Raw genomic sequence first — 23,368 nt, forward strand, 5'->3', positions numbered from 1 at the left:
GCAGTCCCCATCCTGCTCAGACCCCGCGGATGGCAAGCGCGACATCGGCGGAGAACGGCGGCACATCAAGCTTCAGCCAGCCGTCCGAATTCGCTTGCCATTCCGCTGTTTGCCTGCCGGCGTTGGTATCCCAGGCGATGACGCGATAGGTGCCGCGAGCCAACCCGGGCAGCTCCAAGGCGGCCGGAACCGGCACAGCGCCGGCACGAAGCATACCGTTTCGCCCGATCGTGTCGCGGCGAACCAGCCAGACCACTGCCTGGGAATCGTCGCCGCAGGCGACAGCCGCGCCGTCGGGACCGGAAACCCGCATCTGGTCGCCGAGATGGGCACGCCGGAACGAAACCCAGTCGATCAAAGGCAGGAAATCGGCCAGCGAACGCTGCGCCCGCCGCATGCCGGGGGTGAGCACGTGCGGGGTGCGGTTCGGCCACCGCATGCCGCCACCGGCGCCCCCCGCCGCCAGGTGAGCCCATTGCAAATGGCGGAAATATTCATCGTCGAAAGGTTCGGGGAGCGTGATCTTCTTGTCCTTGAACGAGTGGATCGGGCCGTGCTCGGAATCGAGAAAAGGGCGGCCGTCACGGATTTCGCCAAGCGCCTTTCCCACGATCCGCGCCATGCCGAGCGCCGGCGCCACCGTGTCACTGGGGTCGTCGATCGTGCCCTCCTCGTAGAGATGGAGGGAGGCGAAATCGAGGTCGGTGTGGCGGAAGATCGGCTCGGGCAGCGGCATGTGGGACCGCCAGCGAAGCTCAGGTCCGAACAGCGAGACGGTCTGCGGGTGATAGCGGCCGTAAAGTGACGTTTCCAGGCGGCGCACAAAATCGCTGAGATCATGGATGAAGGCGCCGAAGCCGTCCGCGCTGCCCTGAGCCTGCTCGGGATGGATCTCGTTCCAGAGGTCCCATGCGAAGAGGGCTCCGCTGCCGCTCCATCTGCGAACCACGAATTCCAGCCTCGCCTTGATCGCGCGGCGTGTATCGGTGCAGACCAGGAATCGCGACGGGTGGTCCAGCACGCCTCCGTTATTGCGGTTGTAGGGGTGGTGGCGCCAATGGCGCCAGTGCCAGAACGTATCGAAGGGGGTGAGCAGGATTCTCAAACCCTGTTTTTCGCAAAGACGGAAGAGGTCGTCCCACAGTTGCACCATCGCCGGCACGAAGCGGCCCTGCGGCTTCTCGAAATAGCGGTGGCGAACCTGGGCATATTCCAGCATCAGCCTGAGGCAGGTGACGCCGCTTTCCTTCAACCAACGGAGATGATCTTCCACGCCGGCCATATCGGCGCGCCGGAACAGGCCATTGAGTTCGGGCCAGCTTACCGCATCATTCTGCCCGATCGGTGTCCATGACTCGCCGTCCTCGGTGACGAAATAGGAACCAGCCACCTTGATCCAAGGCAGGCCCGCAGCCGATCTCGGCGCAGAGTCTTCTACTTCGCCGACCAGCGGTATCGCCAATCTAGTATCGTTCAAGGTATGCTCGAATTTTCGTCCGCGGAGCAGTATAACTGCCGCGGTGGCAAAATGTTTCGCCGGGCTTGGCAGGCCAATGGATCCTTTCGTCCCATTTTGCGGTACAAGGATGCCCTGCTGCCCTAGTCGGAGCGAAGGAATCTTAGCGGCAGCCTCGAAGGCCTGACGCACCTCCTGGTGGGATCATCCGGTCCCAAATGCATCTATGCAGGACTGGACCGCTTTCTTCCACTTAGGCACCTTCTTGGGCAGTTCATGAGTTGCTCAAAGGCTCCCTTGACGTGGTTGATCCCCTAGGGAATCCAAGTCGGTCGGTCCTGACGAAGACCGGAGGGGTGAATCAGTGGAGAGCCATGAAGGGGAACTTGGGGCAGCCGCGGGTCTCGTCAGGCAATTCCTGCTCTCGCCGCTCAAGCGGCTGCTGAAGCTCCTCGCTAACACGACAAGCTTCGGTGGCAGAGTTTGATTGCGCTCCTAACTAGTAGATCGCGCAGCTCGACATGATCAACTCTCTGAACAAACGTCTTTATCTAGCGTTGCCATAACCTTAATTATTTGATTGGATAGACGCTTCAGAGCTGGCGCTCAGAGTACGCGCTCGATTAAACGGATACTACTCGCGCTCATCGAAAGCCACGAACAGGCCCAGGGCAGTAGCCGCCTCGCCGATAGCCTCGGTTATCTCGTCGTTGGACGCGACCAAATCAGGCGCAGCCTGCCGAATTTGGTTCACTGCCGCTTTGATCCAGACGGTGTTCCCTGGTCCGCGCTATTGAGGATTGCGGCAATCGCCTGATCTAGAACTGGACTGACCCTTTGGACGATGCTCATCCACTTCCCCCCGAACGCGAGGAGGCAATGATCACATGTCCGAGACCCTTGATGCGACCCATGCACGAAACGCACCGAACTGGGCCCGGTGCGGGGCGCAACACAGGATATTTGATGGAAATTGCCGAGCGAGAAGAACCGGCCGACCAACCAATTGAAACGGGGACGTGACCGCACGTGCGGCGCCTCTAAAGCAGTTCCTTCTGATGGGCTCTTTTGGGGTGATTCAGTGCGGGCGCCGCCTGCAATATATTATCATAGCCGTGCGTCGCTTCGTGGATAAAGAGCAGAAATGGTAAGTTAGCGGGTCGCCCGCCCAACCAGAAATATTTCAGCCGAAGGGGAACCTCACGGTCGCAGGCAAGTTCGGTACGCAATGTGGGGGAGATTGCGCCATCTCATCGGATGTATCGTTGTCTTGCTAGCGATATTCTCCTTCCTCGGATTCCATTAGGAGAGACCATGCAGCGCGACGACGATGAACGAGGCTCGGCTTGAGAGCACCAGTCTGTCATCCTGAGGTCGACCTCTGCTCACCGACAATACCTGGACTCGGCTCCACTCACGCTCGCTTGGTCAACATTCGACGCTTGCACCCGTACCACTCAGAGGCGACGTGATGGCGGCCCGAATGAAATTGTGGTGGAGGTCGAAACTAGCAATGGCCGATCGCTTAGCGAGAGCGCTGGCGCGAGCCTTGGCCGACGGGTTGCACGTATGAGCAACGAGCCGGCGCGTCTGCCAGGCGAATATCCGTCCGAGTTTGCCAGTTTCTTCATGGCTGGCTTCGAATGTTCCTCGCATCGGCGCGGCGACGGAGTGCGCCTCGATTTGATTCGCGCAACCGCACACGACAAACATGCTCTCGGCGACTATCGCAGCTGTGCTGCACTTGGGCTTCGCACGATCCGCGACGGCTTGCGCTGGCACCTGATTGAAACAGCGCCAGGAGTCTTCGACTGGTCGGGTTGGATCTCAATGATCGAAGCAGCCCACGCGGCGGGGGTGCAGGTCGTCTGGGATATCTTCCACTATGGCTCACCAGATCACGTAGACCAAGGCGCCCCAGACTTTACAGAAGCCTATGTCCGCTTCGCCGCTGAAGCTGTCCGGGTCCACCGCTCCGTCACGGGAGTAGCTCCCCTGGTGTGCCCGATCAATGAGATCTCATTTTTCGCATGGGCGATAGAGGTCGGCTATTTCCCACGCGTGGGGCCGAAGAAGCGGGGATGGTTCAAGCGACAGCTTGTGAGGGCAGCGGTTGCCGGCGTCAAGGCGATGCGCGATGCCGAACCTGATTGCCGGTTCATATGGGCTGAACCGCTAATTCATGTTGGGCCCCGTGACCGTAGTCGTGCCGAGCAGCGGCGCGCGGAAAATGTTCGTCAGGGCCAGTTTGAAGCCTATGACATGCTGACGGGCCGTGCCGAGCCTGAATTGGGCGGCAGCGAGGACTGTGTCGACGTCATCGGACTTAACTTTTATCCGCACAACCAATGGTACTTTCAGGGCCCAACGATACCGATGGGCCACCACGAATATCGGGCGCTTTCCGAAATGTTGGTCGAAGTCGCAGAGCGCTACAGAAAGCCCATGTTCATCGCCGAGACAGGCGCTGAAGGATCAGGCCGGCCGGCATGGCTCCATTATGTTTGCGATGAGGTCCGTGACGCAATGAGCCGTGGTGCCCCGGTTCAGGGTATATGTCTGTACCCGGTGACCGCGTATCCCGGCTGGGACAATTTGCGCCACGCGGAAGTCGGCTTGTTCTCTACGATTCATGCCGACGGTTCGCGCAGTCTTCGCCAGCCGGTTGCCGATGAATTGGCTCGCCAGCGCAGATTGTTCGCGACAGGTGTTTCGTAGCGGTCGAAGAAGGAGCGGGCCACTTAGGTGGGGAACTGCTCCGAATGTTGGCCGAGCACCGTCCGCTGCGTAAGCATCTGCACGGTGCCGGTTGCCGGCAGGCTCTGTTGAATGCGCGCGAACGTCGCCAAAGCTTGACCGACAACCTGATCCATATTGTAGTAGCGGTACGTGGCTAGGCGCCCGACGAACCACACGTCGGGGCACGCCACTGCCAGTGCTTCATAGCGTTTGTACAGCGCCTCGTTTTCCGCCCGCGGCACCGGGTAATAGGGATCGCCGATATCGGTTGGATATTCGTAAGTCAGGCTGGTCTTCGGGCTCTGCTGACCGGTCAGATGCTTGTACTCGGTAATGCGGGTATAGTTTTCCGTCTGCGGATAGTTGACAACGGCGACCGGCTGAAACTGCTCGCAATCAAGCGTCACGTGTTCGAACCGCAGTGACCGATAAGGCAGACGACCAAGGCTCCAGTCGAAATATTCATCAATCGGCCCGGTGTAGATCATCCGCTGAAAGGGGATCTTGTCGCGAATTTCGCGATAATCGGTCTGCAGCATGATCTTGATCCTTGGGTTGTCCAGCATGCGCTGGAACATGCGTGTATACCCGCCAGCCGGCATATTCTGGAAAGTGTCGCCAAAGTAGCGATCATCGCGGTTGGTCCGGGTAGGGACCCGCGCAGTCACGGACTTGCTTAGTTGGGCTGGATCGACGCCCCACTGCTTCCTTGTATAGCCGCGAAAGAATTTTTCGTAGAGTTCCCTGCCAACGGTGCTCACAACCACGTCTTCGGCGGTCCGGACTTCCTCGACCGTTTCTCGCCGGGATGCGAAGAACTCCTCCAACTGCTCGGGCGTCAATTCAAGACAGTACAGGCGATTGATCGTGTCGAGGTTGATCGGTATCGGCAGCAGTTTTCCGTCGACCGACGACAGTACGCGATGTTCGTAAAGCCTCCATTCGGTGAATTGCGAGAGGTAGTCGATGATCGATCGGGCGTTGGTGTGGAATATATGCGGCCCATAGCGGTGGACCAGAATCCCCGCTTCGTCATAGCAGTCATAAGCGTTGCCGCCGACGTGGTTTCGCCGGTCGATGAGCAGGACGCTTTCCTGCCGTTGCGATGCGATGCGTTCAGCGAGCACGCTGCCAGCGAAGCCGGCGCCGACAATCAACCAATCGAACATGGTCAGGCTCCCCGGCGCAAAGGCACAATGCTTTTCATTGCATAGGCGCGCTGAATATGGGCAGCCATTGCGTCCCACGTTCGTTCCCAGGACATGTTAGCAAGGTAAGCATCGACCTCCTTCAACAGGAAATTCCGGGGACGTGACAGAAGGGACCGAAGCTTGGTTTCGATGTCGTCGGCGTCAACAATGTCGACCAGGCCTTCGGCACCATAGGTGCGCACGACGTCCACAATCGCCGTGGAGGCCACCGGCAGTCCGGCGGCCAGGAACTCAGGAGTTTTGGTCGGGCTGATATAGCGTGTCGCCTCATTGAGCGCGAAGGGCATCCAGCCGGCGCTCCAGTGCCTGAGATAGCGAGGTAGGTCGGCGTAGGACTTGGCACCCAGCCAATGTAAGTTACTTGCGCGCGGCAGGCTTAGCGGGTCGATCTTGACCACCGGGCCGAGCATGACGAAATGCACTTCGGGCATTGCCGCGGCCGCCTGTGCGATCATTTCAACGTCGAGCCGTTCGTCGATCACCCCGAAGAAGCCTACTCTCGGGTGAGGTATGTCTGCCTGGTCTACAGGGTCATCGCCGGGCTCTCTTGCCTTGTGGAAATGCGCAACGTCTATGCTGCTGGGGAAGGGAAAAATCGACTTGTGGAGGCTTCGTTTGGCCTCGTACAGACTCTGCCCGCCCGTGAACACGACATCAGCGCGCTGGAACAGCGCTTTTTCCATCTGCTGCAACTCTGCCGGCGCGTTCTTGAAGGCGGAGAGTTCATCCATGCAGTCGTAGACGCATACATCGCAGGCTATATGGTCACTGAAACGCAGCGCCATGGGCGTGTAGTACCATATGGTCAGACGGTCATGCGGAGTTGAGTTGACGATCTGGTTGACGAACCTGCGCTGGATGGCGTCTGCCTTTGTCGCGGAGATGCCGGCCGGAAGCACCGGGGTTACGATTGTGATCATTGCAGACCGATTGTTCACCCGCATCGAAGGACAGCGTATTTCTTCGTAGATCGGCTCCTCAAAGTAAATTAGCTGCTGCTGCTTTGAGGCGTGCGTCAAAATATGCTGCGGGCGCTGATGTACGAAATCCCACCTGAGGTGAGAAAAGCAAAGTAAAATAAACGATTTTAGGGGGATATTTGATTTATTTTTTTTGCGGCCCGCTATTTTCATGTAAGAATCCCTTTAGCTATAGTTTATAATTCTTCGGATTAACAAATGTTAATCGAATAACGCTCCTGCTGAAGCGTCATCCGTACATCTAACTTTCATTTGAGTAAGTTGTTCCACGGATTTTAATTGGCTGGAGCCGCCGGGCTGGCCACTTGCGCGATTGTTCGAAGAGAAGCGGCGCTGCTACCAACACCCGACGGACATGTCGCCTCGGCCAAGGCGAAGGCCCTTGCAGCTTCAGATCTCGCCAAATGTGGCGCATTGCCACAGAACGGCTGAAAATCCGCTCAACCGTTCAACAACAATTCATGAGCGCAGGTATAAGAGTTAATGAGCTGCGCATGATTCGTTTTGGTCGCCACAGATGGCCCGACGCATGGGTCGATGCAGGCAGCACCGTGAGAGACCCGCAAGGAATGAAGTTCAACTTTGAAACCAACGTCTTTCCGTTGTTTCACCCGCGGTCCGTGGATGATCTGAAGGATCCTTGTCCGGTGTTCGACGGCACGCTTTGGCACGTCTTCGGTTCCAGCGGCACTGTCACGACCGAGAGCTGGAAAATACTACATGCCACGGCTCCGGACCTTTTGGGGCCGTGGACTGAGCATGAGGCGCTCGACTTGGCGGTAACCGGATCGGGCATAGCGGCGCCCGGCGTCATCCATGAATGCGGCGTTTTCCACATGTTCATCCAGACCGAATTCCTGAAGTCCGGCGGACGTTGCGAGCATGCGGTGTCCAACGATGGCTTTCATTGGGTGGTGCTGAATCCGGCGATATTGTCCCTGCCGGACACCGATGAGGACGGGATCTACGATCCCCATCCGGCGATCATCGGCGGCAAGCGCTACATCGTCTATTCAGGCATGCCTAAATTCACCAGGGTGCCGCAGCCTGACGTCTATCTGGCGCGCAGCCAATCCGATTCCTGGTTCGGGCCGTGGAAACGTCTCGGCAAGATATTGGACCATTTCGACGTTCCCCATCACAACGCGCGCGAGCATCCGGACTACGAATGGGGCATCGAGGGCGCCCAACTGGTCGAATTGCCCGATGGTCGCGTGCTTCTCAACGCCACCTGCTTCCTTCCCGACGTTCCGCGCGGAAGTCGTCAGCGCGTATTCTTCGCCATCGCCGACGACGTCCAGGGTCCCTACGTGTCGGTCGGCCCTGTGCTTGATCCTGGTGAGCCTGGGGAAAACGGCCATTCGACGGTGATGATCGAGGGCGGGAAACTGACTTTGTTCTACCAGAGCAGACGTGAGGCAACGAACCATCGCTGGCGTTTCGGACTGGCTAGGTGCGACCTGGATCAGCAAGTCCTTTCACGAGTCGCCTAACAGGGACGACCAGCCCACTTCAGATAATCATCTTTGTAATCGGGTTGCTGCCGCGTGCCGAGCGATCCTCAATCAATCCAGATCGGTCGACTTAGCCGAACGTCGCAGAGACTACGAGGCCGGCGGTTGGACAGGATTTGACGCCGAGGCGGAAGACTATACTCCCGACGAGATCGAGCGGGATCGGGCTCGTGACCTCAACCGCCTCTGATCGAGGAACCCCGCTGCCCGAAAGGTAGCGGGGAATTCTCACTCTCTTCATAGCCCGCTTTGAGCGTTGCGCGAAATCGCGCCCAGTGCAAAGGCGCTGCGCCATCCAGCCTTCGCTAGTCCCTTCGCTGGTGAGACTCTGCCTTGCTCTGCGCAGTGTCGATGGTCCCTCTGAGAAGCTGCACTGGGCATCAACAGCAATTCGGCCAAGTCGAATGCGACAGTATCAGATTCCGCGGAACCAAGGAGGTAGCGGGGCATTTCTGCCTACCGGTGCTTTAATGGAGGCGACCATGGGTTTCTTCAGCAAACTGCTCAAGAGTTTCAAAACAGCAAACCCTGCGAAATCGAGCAGCGGAAACATGCAGAAAGACACCGGCGCCGGGCCCGCTTTGGCGGCGCATTCCAAGGATGCCAAAGCAAGTGGGAAGGCTGGGCAGAACGCATCGGCAGCCACCAAGAAGAGGTGAGACGCCCTGGCTTTCAAAGCGTAGCGTCATCAAAGTGGATGAAGTCCGCCGACTCCATCGAGCCGTCGTCGCAAACAAGCCAGCCGCTTGGTTGGCCTTCATTATCGATGTTTGGCCAATGCCGCGTCACGAACCCAACCGGACTGCCTCCAGCAAATTGCACTCATCGGTTACTAATGTTTCGGAAAACCGCGACAATCGTCACAGCTAAGACTTCCACATCCCGGCTAAAAAGGTCGATTTATTCATCTGCGCAAACCTGATCAAAGACGCGTTCACAAACAGCCAGATCGTGAGGGCTGAGGCAGGTGCGATTGAAACGCGGGCGCGGCATTTGAAAGCCTTCGAGCCCCCCGCTGCACGTGCAAAAGAAAGCGGGCTTTCACACCCAGACCGAGGAGAGCGGCAGTCCGGTCCTCGTGCAAGAAACGCCGGTCGTTGAGTGTTTGTTCCCGGTTGGGGACCAAGCTATCGAGCGATCGGAACTAACGGTCTGTGGCGGCGTTGCGATGGCAGTAAAATTATGCTGACCAACGGAGACAGACATGACCGACTCCAAGGAACGTCTGACGCAGTGGCTTCGCGACGCTCACGCCATGGAAGAACAGGCCGAGACGATGTTGAGCGGCCAAATCGAGCGTCTCGAAAACTATCCCGAGCTACGCGACCGGATGACGCTGCACCTCGAAGAAACGAGGCAACAGGCAAAACGTCTCGAACAATGCCTCGATCGCATGGGGGAAGGATCATCAACGCTTAAAGACGCCGGCGGTAAGCTAATCGCCATGGGACAGAGCATCAGCGGCCTGTTCGCAGGCGACGAGGTGATGAAAGGATCGCTGGCCAGCTACACATTCGAGCATATGGAGATCGCAAGCTACAAAATGCTCATCGCCGCAGCCGGCGAGGTCGGCGATTCCGAGACCCAAAGCGCGTGCAAGGCAAACCTGCGCGAGGAAGAGGCGATGGCTGAATGGCTGGAAAGCAAACTCGGCACCGTCACCAGTGAATTCCTCAGACGCGAGGAGCGGGATTCCGATGCCGCGAAACGGTGACGTAGGCGGACATTCTGATTGATTGCTGCCTACAGAAACCGCTCCCCTTCGGCGCGGTGCTCGAAACAGAACCAGTGCGGCGTCTGCCTCGGCCTGGCGAAGTAGCGGTGCGACGCCGCCGCGGTGAGGATCGTCCAATTGCCGGCACCCAACTGCTGCGTGAATGGCAGGGCGTAGAGCAGACCGTGACGGTCCTTGCTGATGGCTACGAATGGCAAGGCAGGCCTTACCAGTCGCTGTCCTCAGTCGCGCGCGCGATCACCGGCACGCGCTGGAACGGCTGGCTGTTTTTCGGCCTGAAGAACCATTGCAGCAAGGCGAGGGGCCGGTCATGAACATGGCGGGCCCGAAGACCATCGTCCGCAAGCTGCGCTGCGCGGTCTACACCCGCAAGTCCAGCGAGGAGGGGCTCGACATGGAGTTCAACTCGCTCGATGCGCAGCGCGAGGCCTGTGAGGCCTTTGTGGCCAGCCAGAAGGCCCTTGGTTGGGTTCTGGTGCCCGATCACTACGATGATGGCGGGATCTCTGGTGCGACGCTGGAACGCCCTGCCTTGAAGCGCCTGCTGACCGACATGGACGTGGGCCTGGTCGACGTGGTCGTGGTCTATAAGATCGACCGCCTGTCACGCTCGCTCATGGACTTCTCGCGGCTGGTCGAAGCCTTTGATGCCAACGACGTCACCTTCGTCTCGGTGACCCAGAGCTTTAACACCACCACCTCAATGGGTAGGTTGACGCTCAACATCCTCCTCTCCTTCGCGCAGTTCGAACGCGAGGTGATTGGCGAGCGCATTCGTGACAAGTTCGCCGCATCGCGAAAGCGTGGCATGTGGATGGGCGGCTGGGCGCCGCTCGGCTACGACATCAAGGACCGCAAGCTGGTCATCAACGAGGCTGAGGCGGCAAATGTCCGCATGGTGTTCGAGCGGTTTATCTCGACCGGCTCGGCAACAACCCTTTCCAGGATTTTGACGGCCGAAGGGATTTTAACCCGTCGCGGCCGTCCATTGGACAAGGGCGTAATCTACAAGCTGCTCAACAACCCTGTCTATGTCGGCGAAGCCGTGCACAAGGGTGCCTCCTATGCTGGTGAACACCAGGCCATCATCAGCCGCGGCCTCTGGGCCAAGGTGCAGGCTATCCTGTCAGATGGATCGAGGAAACGCGCAGCCAACACTCGCGCGCAGACACCGGCGCTGCTGAAGGGTCTTCTATTTGGGCCGACGGGATGTGCGATGTCGCCAACCCATACGCGCAAGGCAGGCAAGCTCTACCGCTACTATGTTAGCCAATCGGTGCTAAAGCACGGTACTGGCGCATGCCCAGTTGGGCGCCTGCCAGCGGCCGAGGTCGAGGCAGCCGTCATTGATCAGTTGCGCGTCCTCCTCCGTGCTCCCGAGATCATCATCGCCACCTGGAAAGCAGGGCGCGAACACGATGCCGAGATCAGTGAAGACGAGGTGAGGGCGGCGCTGCTCGGACTCGATCCGCTCTGGAATGAACTCTTCCCCGCCGAGCAGGCACGCATCGTCCGGTTGCTGGTCGAACGCGTGGATGTGACAATGGACAGCCTTTCCATCCGCCTGCGCACCGAGGGATTGGTCGGTCTTGCGGCCGATCTCGCTCAACGTCAAAATGTCCCGAGCGCAACATGATAACCAACAGCGACACCGGCAGCGACACCAACATCATCACCGTCCAAGTTCCGCTGACGCTTCGCAAGCGGGGAGGGCGCAAGCTGATCGTCGCGCCGGTCGGCCAGGAGCGTTGGGCCTCTGCTCGGCCACGCGTCGACAATACACTCGTCAAGGCGATCGCACGCGCCTATCGCTGGCAGCAGATGCTGAAGCAGGGCGCCTACGCGAGCGCGGAGGATATCGCCAAGGTAGAGAAAATCAGCGCCTCATATGTCAATCGTCTCTTGCAACTGACGCTGCTTTCTCCGGCAATCGTCGAGACGGTCCTCGACGGGCACCAACCAGCCACGATGACCACCGCTGATCTACTTCAACCGGTACCGGCGCAATGGCACGCACAACGGGCGCTGCTATGTTAGGTCCGCTTTGCGCCCCATATCGGCCGTTGAGGTGACCGTTGCTACTGCCTGAAAGCAGACATTGTTGCGACCATTCTGGACGTCGCGGTTGCGGCATAACCGACGTTCGCGCGAGAAATGGAGCCAAGCGGTCAATACGTTGGGATTCAGTTCGCCGCGCCGACCCGCTTGCGCTCCCGGGTTTCCAGCAGCTTCGTCAGCCAGTCTGGATCCATCTCCGGCACGGAGGAGAGAAGCAGTTCGGTATACGGAGCATGCGGCGGCGTCAGGATTTCGGTCTTGAGCCCCTGCTCGACGACTTTGCCTTGATGCATGACGACAATTTCGTCGGCGATTGCCCTCACCGTCGCGATGTCGTGCGTGATGAAAATGTAGCTGACTCCGAATTCTTGTTGCAGCCGCATAAGAAGCTTCAGGATCTCTTCCTGTACGATCTGGTCGAGGGCTGAGGTCACCTCGTCGCAGATGATGAGCTCCGGATTAGCAGCCAGCGCCCGGGCAATGCAGATGCGCTGCTTCTGACCGCCCGAGAGTTCGCTCGGCAGACGATCGAGGAAGCTTTCGTCCATCTCGATCATGTGCATGAGTTCGCCAACCCGGCGGTCGCACGCCCCCCCTTTGAGGCCGAGATAGAACTCGAGTGGCCGGGAGATGACTTCCTCGACGGTCTGACGCGGATTGAGCGCGTTGTCAGGCATCTGGTAGATCATCTGAATGCGGCGCAGAATGTCTTTGGGCCTCTCTTTCAGTGTTCTTGGCAGACGATGCCCCGCAAATGAGATCGAGCCCGAGACCGGCGGCAGCAGGCCGGTGATGACGCGGGCGAGCGTTGATTTACCGGAACCAGATTCACCAACGACCGCTACCGTCCGTCCGCGCGGCACCTTGATCGATACATCCTGCAGAACCTTGACTTTCCCTGCGTAGGCGGCGGTGATGTTATCGATCGTGAGCAGATGGTCCGCGGCCGGCACTTCGGGTTTGGCTAGCTTTCGCACCGCCCAGAGCGTCCTCGTATAGTCTTCGGCCGGCGCGGCAAGCATCTGGCGTGTTTCGGCCTCCTCCACAGTACGGCCATGGCGCAGAACCATGATCCGGTCCGCCATCTGCGCAACCACGGCCAGATCATGCGTGACGTAGATCGCGGCAGTGTTGAATTCTTCGACAATCTGGCGGATCGAGGCGAGGACCTCGACCTGTGTGGTCACATCGAGCGCCGTCGTCGGCTCGTCGAAGATGATCAGGTCGGGCCGGCAGGCCATAGCCATCGCCGTCATAGCCCGCTGCAACTGTCCTCCGGAGACCTGGTGAGGATAGCGGAAGCCGATGGTCTCCGGATCCGGCAGGTGAAGACGCCGGTAAAGTTTGATGGCATCCCGATTCGCTGCCTCGCGACTGGCGATCCCGTGCGCCACGACCGTTTCGACGGTCTGATCGAGGAGCCGATGGGCCGGGTTGAAGGAAGCGGCCGCGCTTTGCGCGACATAGGCGATGCGCGAGCCTCGGAGCCGCCGCCGTGCGGTTTCCGTCATGGCGAGGAGGTCGACCCCGTCGAACAGGATGGATCCTTGCGTGATCCGGCAGCCTGGCTTGGCATATCCCATCGCGGCAAGCCCAATGGTGGACTTTCCGGCGCCGGACTCGCCAATGAGGCCGAGAACCTCACCGCGGTTTAGCGAGAGATCCACACCGCGAACGATCGGATGCCAGCGCTCGTCGGAAAACCCTTCGACGTGAAGGTTGCGAACGCTGAGGAGTTTCGTGCCCTTTTCGCGTTGGCCAGAATTCTTACTTTTCATCGCGCAACCCGCTTGTCGCATGCAAGAACCAGTCGACAACGAAATTCACCGAGACCGTGAGAAGGGCAATGGCGCCTGCCGGCAAGAGCGGAGTGATGTCGCCATAGGTGATGAGGGTAGCGTTTTCCCGCACCATCGAGCCCCAGTCGGCAGTCGGCGGCTGGATGCCGACGCCGAGAAAGGAGAGCGCGGCGATGGTGAGGAAAACGAAACAGAAGCGCAGGCCGAATTCCGCGATCAGCGGCGGCAGTACGTTGGGCAGGATCTCCTTGGTCAGAATCCATCTCGGCCCTTCGCCACGCAGTTGCGCGGCTTCGACATATTCCATGACGGCAACATTCAGCCCGACCGCGCGCGCCAGCCGGAATACGCGGGTCGAATCGAGCAGGGCGATGATGAGGATCAGGCTGGTGACCGACGAACCGAAGATGGATAGCAACATCAGCGCGAAGATGAGGCTCGGGATCGACATCAGCACATCTACCGCGCGCGACAGAATCTGGTCGAGCCACCCCCGGTACATCGCGGCCAGCAAACCGAGCGTGACGCCGACCGCGAAGGACAGAAGCGTAGTCGCGAAGGCGATGCCGATCGTATTGCGCGCGCCATAGATCAGCCGGGTGAGCACGTCGCGACCGAGTTGGTCGGTCCCGACGATGAACTCCTGGCTCCAAGGCGCGAAAGCCTCGGTGAAAACCTGCGTTTCTCCGTACGGCGCTATCCAGGGCGCTAACAGCGCGACGAAGACATAGCCAAGGATGACCACGATGCCGAACCAAGCGCTGAATGGAGCCTTTTTGAGTGCGGTTTTTATCCGGGAGGCGCGTGTGCGCCTCTGTCTCGGAACCGCCACGGCATGTTCGGTGCTGGTCATCGCGGATGCAAAAGCCTCGGATTGGTGGCGATGGAAATGATGTCGGCGGTCAGGTTGAGCAGGATGTAGGTTGCTGCGAAGATTAGGGCGCAGGCTTGCACGACCGGAACATCCCTGGACTTCACCGCATCGACCATCAATTGGCCGATGCCGGGATAGACGAACACCACCTCGACGACGACCACGCCTACGATGAGATAAGCGAGGTTGAACGCAATTACCGTGACGATAGGCGCCCAGGCATTGGGCAGGGCGTGTCTGAGAACGATTGCCATCGGCGACATTCCCTTGAGCCGCGCCATGTCGATATAGGGGCTTGCCAGCATGTTGATAATCGCAACGCGCGTCATACGCATCATATGGGCAACAATCACCAGCGTGAGGGTGATGGACGGCAACGCTGCGCGCCAGACGTGCTCCCAGAACGGCGTTCGGTCGCTGATGTTCGCCAGTGTCGGAAATTTGGGAACCAGGTTCAGGACCCAGTTGATCGAAGCCGCGAGCCACTCGGGCAGGGATTGTGCGAATTCGGTTCCAATGAACGTGTCGCGCGAGATGATGAGATAGGCCAGCATATAGGCGACGAAGAATTCGGGGAATGAAATCGTCGTCAGCGTCACCGTGTTCACCACACGGTCGAACCAGCTGTTGCGGTAGAGAGCGGCGAGAATGCCGAGTCCCAGCGCGAGTGGAACCGCTATAAGGGCAGTCATCACGGCGAGGAACATCGTGTTGTAGAGCCGGGGCGCAATGATCTCGGCGACCGTGCGCCGGTAGCCGGTGCGGCTTGCGAAGGAAGAGCCGAAATCCCCCTGCACGATCTGTCCGACCCAGGCGAAATAGCGCTCAACCGGCGGACGATCGATGCCGATCTCGCGCTGGAATGCGGCGACCGTCTCGGGCGTCGCGGATTGCCCAAGCATAGCCTTGGCGAAATCGCCCGGAAGCATGGCAATCGCCGAAAAGATGATGATGGTGACGATGAACAGCGTGATCAGGCCGAGGCCCAGGCGCTGCAGAACCGTCCTAACGACCGGATTCATGGGCGGTGCCTTCGAGCGTTTCCCCTGAAAAGAGCGAACCGCCCGCGCCGCGGGCGGCCTCGCCTGGCGAACGTCACGCGTTGGCTACCCACCAGCGCTCTGCCATCTTCAGTCCGTCATTCTCCCAGTTCGGCGCCAGCTCGCCGTGCGCCAGTTTCTTGGACTTGGCGCTTACAAAATTGTTGAAGACCAGGACGATGGCGCCGCCGTCATCATGCGTCAACTGCTGCATTTCGGCATACATCGCGGAGCGCTTGGCCTCGTCGGTCTCCGCGCGTGCCTGGATCAGCAGTTCGTTGAAGCGGGCATTTTTCCAGAACGTCTCGTTCCAGCTGGAATCCGCCGAGTAGGCCTGCGTGAACATCCAGTCGGCCGTTGCACGACCGCTCCAATAGGAGGCGCACCACGGTTTCTTGAGCCAGACATTGTCCCAATAGGCGTCCTCGGCCTCGCGCACCACATTGACATCGATGCCGCATTGGGCCGCCGTCTCGCGGATGAGGGCGGCCGCGTCCACGGCGCCGGCGAAGGCGGCGTCGGCGACGGAAAGGTCGACCTTGAGATTTTCCATTCCCGCTTTTTTCAGATGGAAGCGCGCCTTTTCCGGATCGAACTTGTGCTGCGGCTCCGGATTGATGGCGAACTTTATCGCCGGTGCGATCGGGTTGTCATTTCCGACAGTTGCATGGCCAAGGAAAATCTTCTGCGCGATTTCCTCGCGATCGATGGCCCATTTCAACGCCATGCGCACATCGGGGTTGTCGAATGGCGCAACCGTCACGTTCATAGGCAGCGTGTAGTGGCCGTAGCCGGTCACCTCGAGGATCTCGATATTCGGCTTGCGCTTCAGCATGCCGAGCGTTTTCAGGTCGGCGCGGCCGATATAATCAACCTCGCCGGTTGACAGCGCGGCCATACGCGCGGCGAGGTCCGTGATGGCGATAAACTCGACCTCGTCCAAATAGGGTTTGCCGTTCTTAAAGTAATTGGGGTTGCGCTTGAGCTTCGCCGAGACGCCTGGCTGGAAGTTCTCAAGCACGAAGGCGCCGGTCCGGACGCCCGATTCCCAGTCCGCCTTTCCGTCCTTGGCAGGCATGACGACAAGGTGATAGTCGCTCATGATGTAGGGAAAGTCTGCATTCCCGCTGTTTAGTGTGAAAACGATCGTTTCCGGGCCGTCTGCCTTGATGTTGGTCACCGATTCGAGCAGCGACTTCGCCGCCGATTTGGTGTCGGCCCCCATATGATATTGCATAGAGGCGACCACGTCGTCCGCCGTGATCGTCTTGCCGTTGTGGAAGGTCGCACCTTTGCGCAGCTTGAAGACCCATGTTGTCGCGTCGTCCGAGGTCTCGAAGGTCTCGGCAAGGTCCGGCTGGATGCTGCCTTTCGCGTCGACCTCGGTCAGGCTGTTGGACATGGCACCCGAAAAGGCGGTTTGCGTGAACGTATCGGGATAGCCGGCCGGATCGATCGAATCCGTCGTCGCGCCATGCGCCATGCCGAGCTTGGCGAAGCCGCCCTGCTTCGGTGCGGCCCGCGCCACGCTCACGAAGAGCATATCGGCGGCGGCGACCGTCAGGCCTGCCGCCAGCCCTAGATGGATGAAATCACGGCGCGAAACCTTGCCGCGGCCGATCAGGTTTTGCGCTAAGCGCAGTTTATATTCAGATTCCGACACTGCTTCCTCCCATTGCGGATTTCCCGCATTCTTGTTGTTGGCATTTATCGAGCAGATCTGGTGGATTCAGCCGATTTGCCTCCTTTCGATTTTTCCGGCGGTTTGACGCAAATTTCACGCCGTTACATAGATTTCACCAGCTTCCACCGTGACCGGGAATGTTCGGGCACGCACGCCCGGGTCGACCAGAGCGGCACCGGTCTTTATGTCGAATTCCCACCCGTGCCAGGCGCAGCGCACGATTTCGTTCTCGCGGTGATAGATGAATTGCGCTTGGTCGACCGGTGCCGTGGTTCCGCATTGCGGTCCCTCGCAAAGCGGAGCGCCGCGGTGCGGACAAACGTTCAGCAAGGCATGGAATGAATCTCCGATGCGGAAAACCCCGACTGAAAGGCTGCGGATTTTGGCGATGTACGGAGTTCCGGTCTCGATTTCGTCGACGCGGCAAATGTATGTCTTCTCAGCCATGGTTTGCTCCCGTCACGCGGCATTCGCCGCTTGCGTGCGGGGAATGCGTTTATAGACCTCGAGCGCATTCAATCCCATGATCTTGCTTTTCCAGGCGGGCGGGATGTGCAGCGTGTTGGCATCGTCATAATCCCAATGCGGGTAGTCGGAGGCGAACATCAGCGTGTTCTCGCCGTCCATTGCTTCGAGAGTGGACCAGAGATGCTGAATGTTCGCGGGCTGCTCCAGTGGTTGCGTGGAGAAGCGAATATTGCGCCGGCAATACTCGGAGGGCAGCATCTTCAGCCACGGCGTTTCCTTGCGCAGAGCTTTGTAGTCTGCGTCCAGTCGCCACAATACCGACGGAACCCAAGCCACTCCGCACTCGATGAGCACGAAATATAGATCCGGCCATTTCTCGAAAACGCCATGCGCGATCATGCTTGCAACATGCGACAAGGCCGACATGTGAAGAATTGCGTGCGTCTCCCAGAAAAAGGTCGTCGGAGCCGGCGCGACCGCGTTCCAGTTTATGCCGCCATGACCGCCCAGATGAATTGCAAATGGCAGCCCGACTTCGGCGCAGGCCTCGAAAATGGGGTGGTAAAAGGGATCGCCGTACGGTTTGACCGAGCCTTGGGAGGCTAGAACCTGGACCATACGGGGGTGGTTGCCGAGGCGGCGAATCTCGGCTGCTGCGAGCTTCGGATCCTGCGGCGCGACGATGATCGAACCCATGAAGCGGCTGTCTTTGGGAAGCCACTCGGCGATTTGGTAGTCGTTATAGGCGCTGACCAGCGCGCTAGCGTAATATGGGTTTGCTAGCGTGGAAGCCTCTATCGGCTCGTCGCCGGTGAGGATGGCGGCCCCGATATTATATTTGTCGAGGTGCTTTTCCTTCATGATGAGATAATTGTCGGCTTCGGTCTCGGGCCTGACATCCTTGCGGGAAAAGTCCTGCGGGTGAAACCAGGGACGGTGCCCGTGCGGGAAGGCGCCTCTCGGACCAGTTTTTTCGCCTTCCATGAACATGTCTTTCCAGACGCCGGAAAGATAGGGCTCGAGCACCGTCGCGCTCGACCAGTAATTGTGACAATCGCAATCGACTATGAACACCCTATCCAACTCCCTGGCGTGGTAGGCCGGCTAACCTAGCCGGCTTCTTCAACGGCAGCTTCCGCCTTGGGCATTATTTGATCAAGCTTGTGATTTGGGCTAATACGATCGGGTTTTTCGATTGGGAGGCGACATGCAGCTGGATCACATCGAGACCTTTCTCGACATCATGGAGTCGCGAAATTTTAACCGCACTGCGGATCGTTTGGGCGTAACGCAGTCAACAGTGAGCACCCGCATCAAGAACCTGGAGCAGGCCATCGGTTCGGAGCTCTTCCTGCGAGGACGAGCCGGCGCCGAGCCGACCGCGGCGGGGCGGCGTTTTGAAGCTTATGCGCGCGCCATGCTGTCGACATGGTCTCAGGCCCGCCATGACGTGCGGGCATTTAACCGGTTCGAAGGCACCTTGCGCGTCGCTGCCCAGGTCGGGATGACGCGCTCGATATTGCCAGGTTGGGTGGAGACGTTGTTCCAAGTGCTGCCGAAATCGTCAATTCACGTAGAATCCGACTATTCGCCGCAGATGATTTCCGATTTGAGCTTGGGAAACCTCGATATTGCTGTGGTCTACGCGCCCAGATACCTCCCTGAAATCGCCTACGATCCTCTGATGGTCGAAGAATATGTGATGGTGTCTACTGCGGCCAGTATCCTGTCGGAGGTCAATCCGGACACGTACATCCGGCCAGGCTACACGGTCGCGCTTGAAAAAGCCCACGCCGAGGCGCTGCCGCAATTGGCGATAGGCCGTCTTTCGATGGGCTCGGAAACGCTCGCCGAAGCGATGCTGCGGCGCATGGGTGGCACTTGCTATATGCGCAGTGACGACGCTCGGCGGTATACCGCCGAGCGGCCATCTTTTGTGGTAGAGGGTGCGCCCGCGCTTCAGCAGCCGGTTCACACCGCTATTTTGGCGCGCCGCAAGCATGAGCCGATCATCCGCAGAGGGATTCGCGCGCTCCATCTGGCTGTTATGTCCATGGAAAGTTAGATCGAAATACCCGATTGTAAAGCCGACATCTGCCACTTTTTTGAAAGTATCCCGGCTGCCATTCTGGCCGAGGCAAACCAGAGTCAAATGATGAACGCGCACATTCCCTTTTCAACTGCCGATTTCGCTCTGGCGATGCGTCAACGGCAATGGGCGGAGAGCGCAAGACAGTTCGTCCGCTGCCGGCGCGTCATCGACGAGACGCACGATGTCCGCACATTCGTCTTTTCCACCGCTTCGGGCCACATGTTCAGCTTCAGTGCAGGCCAATATCTGATACTGCACCTGACGATCGACGGCGCCACGGTAACGAGATCCTACTCGGTTTCCTCGCCGCCGACCCGACCGCTCGACCTGCAGATCACGGTGAAGCGGGTGAAGGGCGGGCTTGTTTCCAACTGGCTTCACGACAATCTCCGGCCGGGCCACGACATTGAAATCGAAGGGCCGGTCGGACGTTTCAACTTCGACGATCTACCATGCGAGAAGCCGCTTTTCCTTTCCGGCGGCAGCGGCATCACTCCCGTTATGTCGATGCTGCGGGCGCTAACCGACCGGGCATCTGGCCATGACATCCGTTTCATTCACTGCGCTCGGACGGCGGACGACATCGCCTTCCGCGCCGAGTTGGAGGCGCTCGCCGCGCGATTCTCCAATGTCAATGTAAGCTTCATCTGCAGCCAGGAAGGTTCGGTGTGGCAGGGCCCTAAGGGTCGCATCGACGGCCCCATGCTCTTGCGGCTGGCTCCGGACCTTCACCAGCGCACGTCTTACGTTTGCGGCCCCGAGCCGTTTATGCAGACGGTTCGGACCTGTGTCGCGGAGATCGGCATCGCACCCTCGCAGTACCACGAGGAAAGCTTCGGCGGCGCCGTGGGTAATTCCATGCCTCTGCAATCGGCTGTCGCTGGCGTTACGCGCGTCCGCTTCGCCCGGTCCGGCGCAGAGCATCTTTGTGCGCCCGAAGAGACCCTGCTCGATGCGGCGCGCAATTGCGGGCTCCACATTCCCACCACATGCCAGCAGGGTATTTGCGGAACTTGCCGGACGGTCAAGCTTTCGGGTGAAGTCGCGATGGACGACCTTGGAGGGCTCAGCCTTGAAGAGAAGGCGGCCGGTTATGTGTTGGCCTGCTGCAGCCGGCCGCAAGGCACTGTTTGCCTCGATCTCTGAATCTCATTGCGAATCCTGATGGAAAGCCCGGGTGCTCGCGCACGAGCCGGTTGTGCCTTGCCTCGCGCCAGGCCTGTCCAGCGGCGGGCGGTCCAGCAGCTCAGGCCACGGCATCGCCGACACACGGAACCGAGGTTCGGTTCGGCAATTAAAGGAGGGCGAACTGGTTTTGCGGAGGTTTGAGGTGAACGGGTTTTTGAATGTGGGGCTTTCGACGGTCGTGACGGGCACGGTCGTAAGCTTTGTGACGGCGGCGGTTCTAGCCCTTCTGGCCAAAGCCGAAGGCAAATCCGCACTGCAGCCGACCAACGCCACCAGCCACTGGCTGCACGGCGATAAGGCCGGTGCGGTCAGGAAAGCCGACCTCGCACACACTGCGGTGGGCTTCGGCACCCACCATGCCTCGGCCATGTTCTGGGCCGCTCCGTTCGAGGCTTGGCTCGCCCGAAACCCTCAGCGGTCGCCGCTGCTGATGCTGCGCGATGCCTCGGCAGTGGCCATGATTGCAGCCGTCGTGGATTATCTCGTCGTACCGAAGCGGCTCACCCCAGGCTGGGAGACCGTGCTTTCGAAGCGCTCGATCGCCGCCACGTATGTCGCGCTTGCTCTGGGCTTGGCTGCCGGCGGACTGATCGCGCAGGCGATGCGGAAGACGGATTGATCGGATTCCAAGACTGGCGAGAGACCGCCGATGGTATTCCGCTTTTCGCCTGGCAGGCAGGGCTCAACCGGCACCGGCAATCGCCAGAGCCCACCGACTCGGTCCAGATGTTCGGTGCTGGTTCGCACTCCAGCTCTGTCCCTTACCCAATGAGCCGACGAATGTGGCCAGCTCACCGCTGGCGCGTTAAAGTTGATCCAGATGATGCAGGAGTTTCAAAAGGAACGAGTACAAGACCTGTTCGGGGTCATCAGCTTGCTCGCTGAGCACCGTTATGCCCGCCAATGGCCAGCACGGCCTTCTACACCGGGTTAGGGTCCGGCATGAAGGTCCGCATTGGTTCAGCTTAGGACCGAGCCTGCGCCGAGCTGAATGTCTGCTCACTTACATCTCAGATTAGAAGCTGCCTGACCGCTTTCGTGAAGAGTTTCGGGCGCCGGCAGGCGTACGAAAGTCCCCGAGGAAGGAACCCGCGGGCCACAGGCGATGGCTATGGGGATTTCGGATTTCGGCAGATGTCGGCGATGGCGCGACCGCCGTCGAGGAGCTCTGGGGTGAATGCGGACAGACCGCTTCGTTGCGCCTCCGCGCGGTGTTGTCCGAACGGTGGCGGCTGGGCGCGGCTCTGTCGGAGTCGATAATCACCATAGACGTGCGTCGATCCGTTGCCGGAGGCTGAGTGCCTGCAGTTGAAGGCTGAACCTTTCCATGCTGGGTCATGGCGTGCTGCTCCCGGTCGACGGGGAACCGTGTGGCGGTCCGCGCGGCTGCCTCCATCGTTCGAACACCTCGATCACGATCATGCGGCCGCCACAGCAGGGGCATGGCGGGCGAAAGTTGTCCGGTTCGTCCGTGGTGTCATCGTCGGACGGTGCGGCGACGTTCAGGAGTTCACGAGCAAGCGCGAGGCTGGCCTTGCGAGCAGAACCGGCAAGCAGGCCGCAATGCCGGATGCGATGGAAGCCACGCGGCAGGACATGCAGCAGGAAGCGGCGGATGAACTCGTCGGTCGCGAGCGTCATGAGCTGCTGCCGGTCGGCGCCTTCGCGACGATAGTCCTTGTAGCGGAAGGTGACGCCGCTCTCGTCGAGGCGGATGAGGCGGCTGTTCGAGACCGCCACCCGGTGGGTGTAGCGCGACAGGTAGGCGAGCACCGCTTCCGGGCCGGCGAAGGGCGCCTTGGCGTAGACCACCCAGCGCTTCTTCCGGATCGGCGACAGATGGCGCAGGAATGCCCGCCGTTCCGCGAGATGAGCAATTGCGCCGAAGAAGGCGAGCCGGCCAGCGTCGTGCAGCGCGACCAACCGGGAGAGGAACAGCCGGCGGAACAGCTTGCCGAGCACCCGCACCGGCAGCAGGAAGGCGGGACGCGACGATATCCACCGGCTTCCGTCCGGCGAGATGCCACCGCCTGGCACGATCATGTGCACGTGCGGATGATGCGTCATCGCCGAACCCCATGTGTGGAGCACGGCGGTGATGCCGATGCGTGCGCCCAGATGCTTCGGATCGGCCGCGATGGTCAGCATCGTCTCCGACGCCGCCTTGAACAGCAGGTCGTAGACCGCCGCCTTGTTGTGGAAGGCGATGTCGGCGACCTCGGCCGGCAGCGTGAAGACGACGTGGAAGTAGCCGACCGGCAGCAGGTCGGCCTCGCGCTCGGCAAGCCATGTCCGCGCCGCGGCACCCTGGCACCTTGGACAGTGCCGGTTGCGGCAGGAGTTGTAGGCGATGCGCCAGTGGCCGCAGTCCTCGCAGGCCTCCACGTGACCGCCAAGGGCCGCGGTGCGGCAGTGCTCGATCGCCGACATGACCTTGAGCTGCTGCAGTGTCAGATGCCCTGCATGGGCGGCCCGGTAGGCGGGCCCGGCAGTGCGGAAGATGTCGGCAACCTCGATCGAGGCGCGCACG

The 23,368-nt window shown here is 59.8% G+C and carries 19 protein-coding genes and 1 pseudogene; 10 read left to right on the forward strand and 10 right to left on the reverse strand.

Going from position 1 to position 23,368, the window contains the following annotated elements:
• Window positions 1-16: 16 nt before the first annotated feature.
• Window positions 17-1,477: a hypothetical protein gene (locus EJ075_RS28595; protein ID WP_206437519.1), complete on the reverse strand. Its 1,461-nt coding sequence runs from the start codon at window positions 1,475-1,477 to the stop codon at window positions 17-19.
• Between the two features lie 1,548 nt (window positions 1,478-3,025).
• Here EJ075_RS28595 and EJ075_RS28600 point away from each other — a divergent pair.
• Complete coding sequence (locus EJ075_RS28600; protein WP_126106627.1) at window positions 3,026-4,174, forward strand: beta-glucosidase; 1,149 nt, start codon at window positions 3,026-3,028, stop codon at window positions 4,172-4,174.
• A gap of 23 nt (window positions 4,175-4,197) precedes the next feature.
• Here EJ075_RS28600 and glf read toward each other — a convergent pair whose 3' ends face one another.
• Together glf and EJ075_RS28610 are read right to left on the reverse strand one after the other, a co-directional pair.
• The gene (gene glf / locus EJ075_RS28605; RefSeq protein WP_126106628.1) at window positions 4,198-5,364 is read right to left on the reverse strand and encodes a UDP-galactopyranose mutase; all 1,167 of its coding nucleotides are present in this window, start codon (window positions 5,362-5,364) and stop codon (window positions 4,198-4,200) included.
• Window positions 5,365-5,366: 2 nt separating this feature from the next.
• Window positions 5,367-6,539, reverse strand: a complete 1,173-nt coding sequence (locus EJ075_RS28610) for a glycosyltransferase (protein WP_126106629.1) — start codon at window positions 6,537-6,539, stop codon at window positions 5,367-5,369.
• Between the two features lie 416 nt (window positions 6,540-6,955).
• On the opposite strand from EJ075_RS28610, the gene EJ075_RS28615 reads away from it, so the two are divergent.
• From EJ075_RS28615 to EJ075_RS28640, 6 genes and pseudogenes are all read left to right on the forward strand, one after another.
• Window positions 6,956-7,879, forward strand: coding sequence for a hypothetical protein (locus EJ075_RS28615; protein ID WP_126106630.1), 924 nt, complete (start codon window positions 6,956-6,958; stop codon window positions 7,877-7,879).
• A 503-nt stretch (window positions 7,880-8,382) separates the two neighbouring features.
• Complete coding sequence (locus EJ075_RS33295; RefSeq protein WP_023801603.1) at window positions 8,383-8,559, forward strand: hypothetical protein; 177 nt, start codon at window positions 8,383-8,385, stop codon at window positions 8,557-8,559.
• A gap of 545 nt (window positions 8,560-9,104) precedes the next feature.
• Entirely contained in the window at window positions 9,105-9,614 is a 510-nt protein-coding gene (locus tag EJ075_RS28625; protein ID WP_095488657.1) for a ferritin-like domain-containing protein, read from the forward strand.
• 77 nt (window positions 9,615-9,691) lie between these two features.
• Window positions 9,692-9,949, forward strand: a pseudogene (locus EJ075_RS33885) (DUF2924 domain-containing protein); the annotation flags it as partial.
• Between the two features lie 2 nt (window positions 9,950-9,951).
• Window positions 9,952-11,271 carry a recombinase family protein gene (locus EJ075_RS28635; protein ID WP_095488671.1) on the forward strand — a complete coding sequence of 440 codons (1,320 nt, stop codon included), beginning with the start codon at window positions 9,952-9,954 and terminating at the stop codon, window positions 11,269-11,271.
• Window positions 11,268-11,672, forward strand: a complete 405-nt coding sequence (locus EJ075_RS28640) for a hypothetical protein (RefSeq protein ID WP_095488655.1) — start codon at window positions 11,268-11,270, stop codon at window positions 11,670-11,672. The genes EJ075_RS28635 and EJ075_RS28640 overlap by 4 nt, the downstream gene beginning before the upstream one ends.
• Before the next feature lie 146 nt (window positions 11,673-11,818).
• Here the strand turns inward: EJ075_RS28640 and EJ075_RS28645 are convergent, their stop codons facing one another.
• From EJ075_RS28645 to EJ075_RS28670, 6 genes are all read right to left on the reverse strand, one after another.
• Window positions 11,819-13,471 carry an ABC transporter ATP-binding protein gene (locus EJ075_RS28645; RefSeq protein ID WP_095488654.1) on the reverse strand — a complete coding sequence of 551 codons (1,653 nt, stop codon included), beginning with the start codon at window positions 13,469-13,471 and terminating at the stop codon, window positions 11,819-11,821.
• On the reverse strand, window positions 13,461-14,345 hold the full coding sequence (locus tag EJ075_RS28650) for an ABC transporter permease (protein ID WP_095488653.1): 885 nt from the start codon (window positions 14,343-14,345) through the stop codon (window positions 13,461-13,463). Before EJ075_RS28650 ends, EJ075_RS28645 begins: the two co-directional genes overlap by 11 nt.
• Window positions 14,342-15,388 (reverse strand): ABC transporter permease, encoded by a 1,047-nt coding sequence (locus EJ075_RS28655; protein ID WP_095488652.1) that lies wholly within the window; start codon window positions 15,386-15,388, stop codon window positions 14,342-14,344. The genes EJ075_RS28650 and EJ075_RS28655 overlap by 4 nt, the downstream gene beginning before the upstream one ends.
• Window positions 15,389-15,461: 73 nt before the next feature.
• A complete protein-coding gene (locus EJ075_RS28660) occupies window positions 15,462-17,069 on the reverse strand; it encodes an ABC transporter substrate-binding protein (protein ID WP_245330031.1) in 1,608 nt (535 codons plus the stop codon).
• A gap of 114 nt (window positions 17,070-17,183) precedes the next feature.
• Window positions 17,184-17,537, reverse strand: a complete 354-nt coding sequence (locus EJ075_RS28665) for a Rieske (2Fe-2S) protein (RefSeq protein ID WP_023797723.1) — start codon at window positions 17,535-17,537, stop codon at window positions 17,184-17,186.
• A 12-nt stretch (window positions 17,538-17,549) separates the two neighbouring features.
• Window positions 17,550-18,632: an amidohydrolase family protein gene (locus EJ075_RS28670; RefSeq protein ID WP_095488651.1), complete on the reverse strand. Its 1,083-nt coding sequence runs from the start codon at window positions 18,630-18,632 to the stop codon at window positions 17,550-17,552.
• 133 nt (window positions 18,633-18,765) lie between these two features.
• Between EJ075_RS28670 and EJ075_RS28675 the strand changes: the two genes are divergently transcribed.
• From EJ075_RS28675 to EJ075_RS28685, 3 genes are all read left to right on the forward strand, one after another.
• Complete coding sequence (locus tag EJ075_RS28675) at window positions 18,766-19,623, forward strand: LysR family transcriptional regulator (protein WP_095488650.1); 858 nt, start codon at window positions 18,766-18,768, stop codon at window positions 19,621-19,623.
• An 87-nt stretch (window positions 19,624-19,710) separates the two neighbouring features.
• Window positions 19,711-20,796, forward strand: coding sequence for a hybrid-cluster NAD(P)-dependent oxidoreductase (locus EJ075_RS28680; protein ID WP_126106632.1), 1,086 nt, complete (start codon window positions 19,711-19,713; stop codon window positions 20,794-20,796).
• 31 nt (window positions 20,797-20,827) lie between these two features.
• Complete coding sequence (locus EJ075_RS28685) at window positions 20,828-21,457, forward strand: hypothetical protein (RefSeq protein ID WP_245458040.1); 630 nt, start codon at window positions 20,828-20,830, stop codon at window positions 21,455-21,457.
• Between the two features lie 716 nt (window positions 21,458-22,173).
• On the opposite strand, the gene EJ075_RS28690 is transcribed toward EJ075_RS28685, so the two are convergent.
• Window positions 22,174-23,367, reverse strand: a complete 1,194-nt coding sequence (locus tag EJ075_RS28690) for an IS91 family transposase (protein ID WP_126106633.1) — start codon at window positions 23,365-23,367, stop codon at window positions 22,174-22,176.
• Between the last annotated feature and the right edge of the window lies 1 nt (window position 23,368).

Origin of the sequence: Mesorhizobium sp. M6A.T.Cr.TU.016.01.1.1 (genome assembly GCF_003952585.1) — a bacterium.
Classification (GTDB): Bacteria; Pseudomonadota; Alphaproteobacteria; order Rhizobiales; family Rhizobiaceae; genus Mesorhizobium; species Mesorhizobium mediterraneum.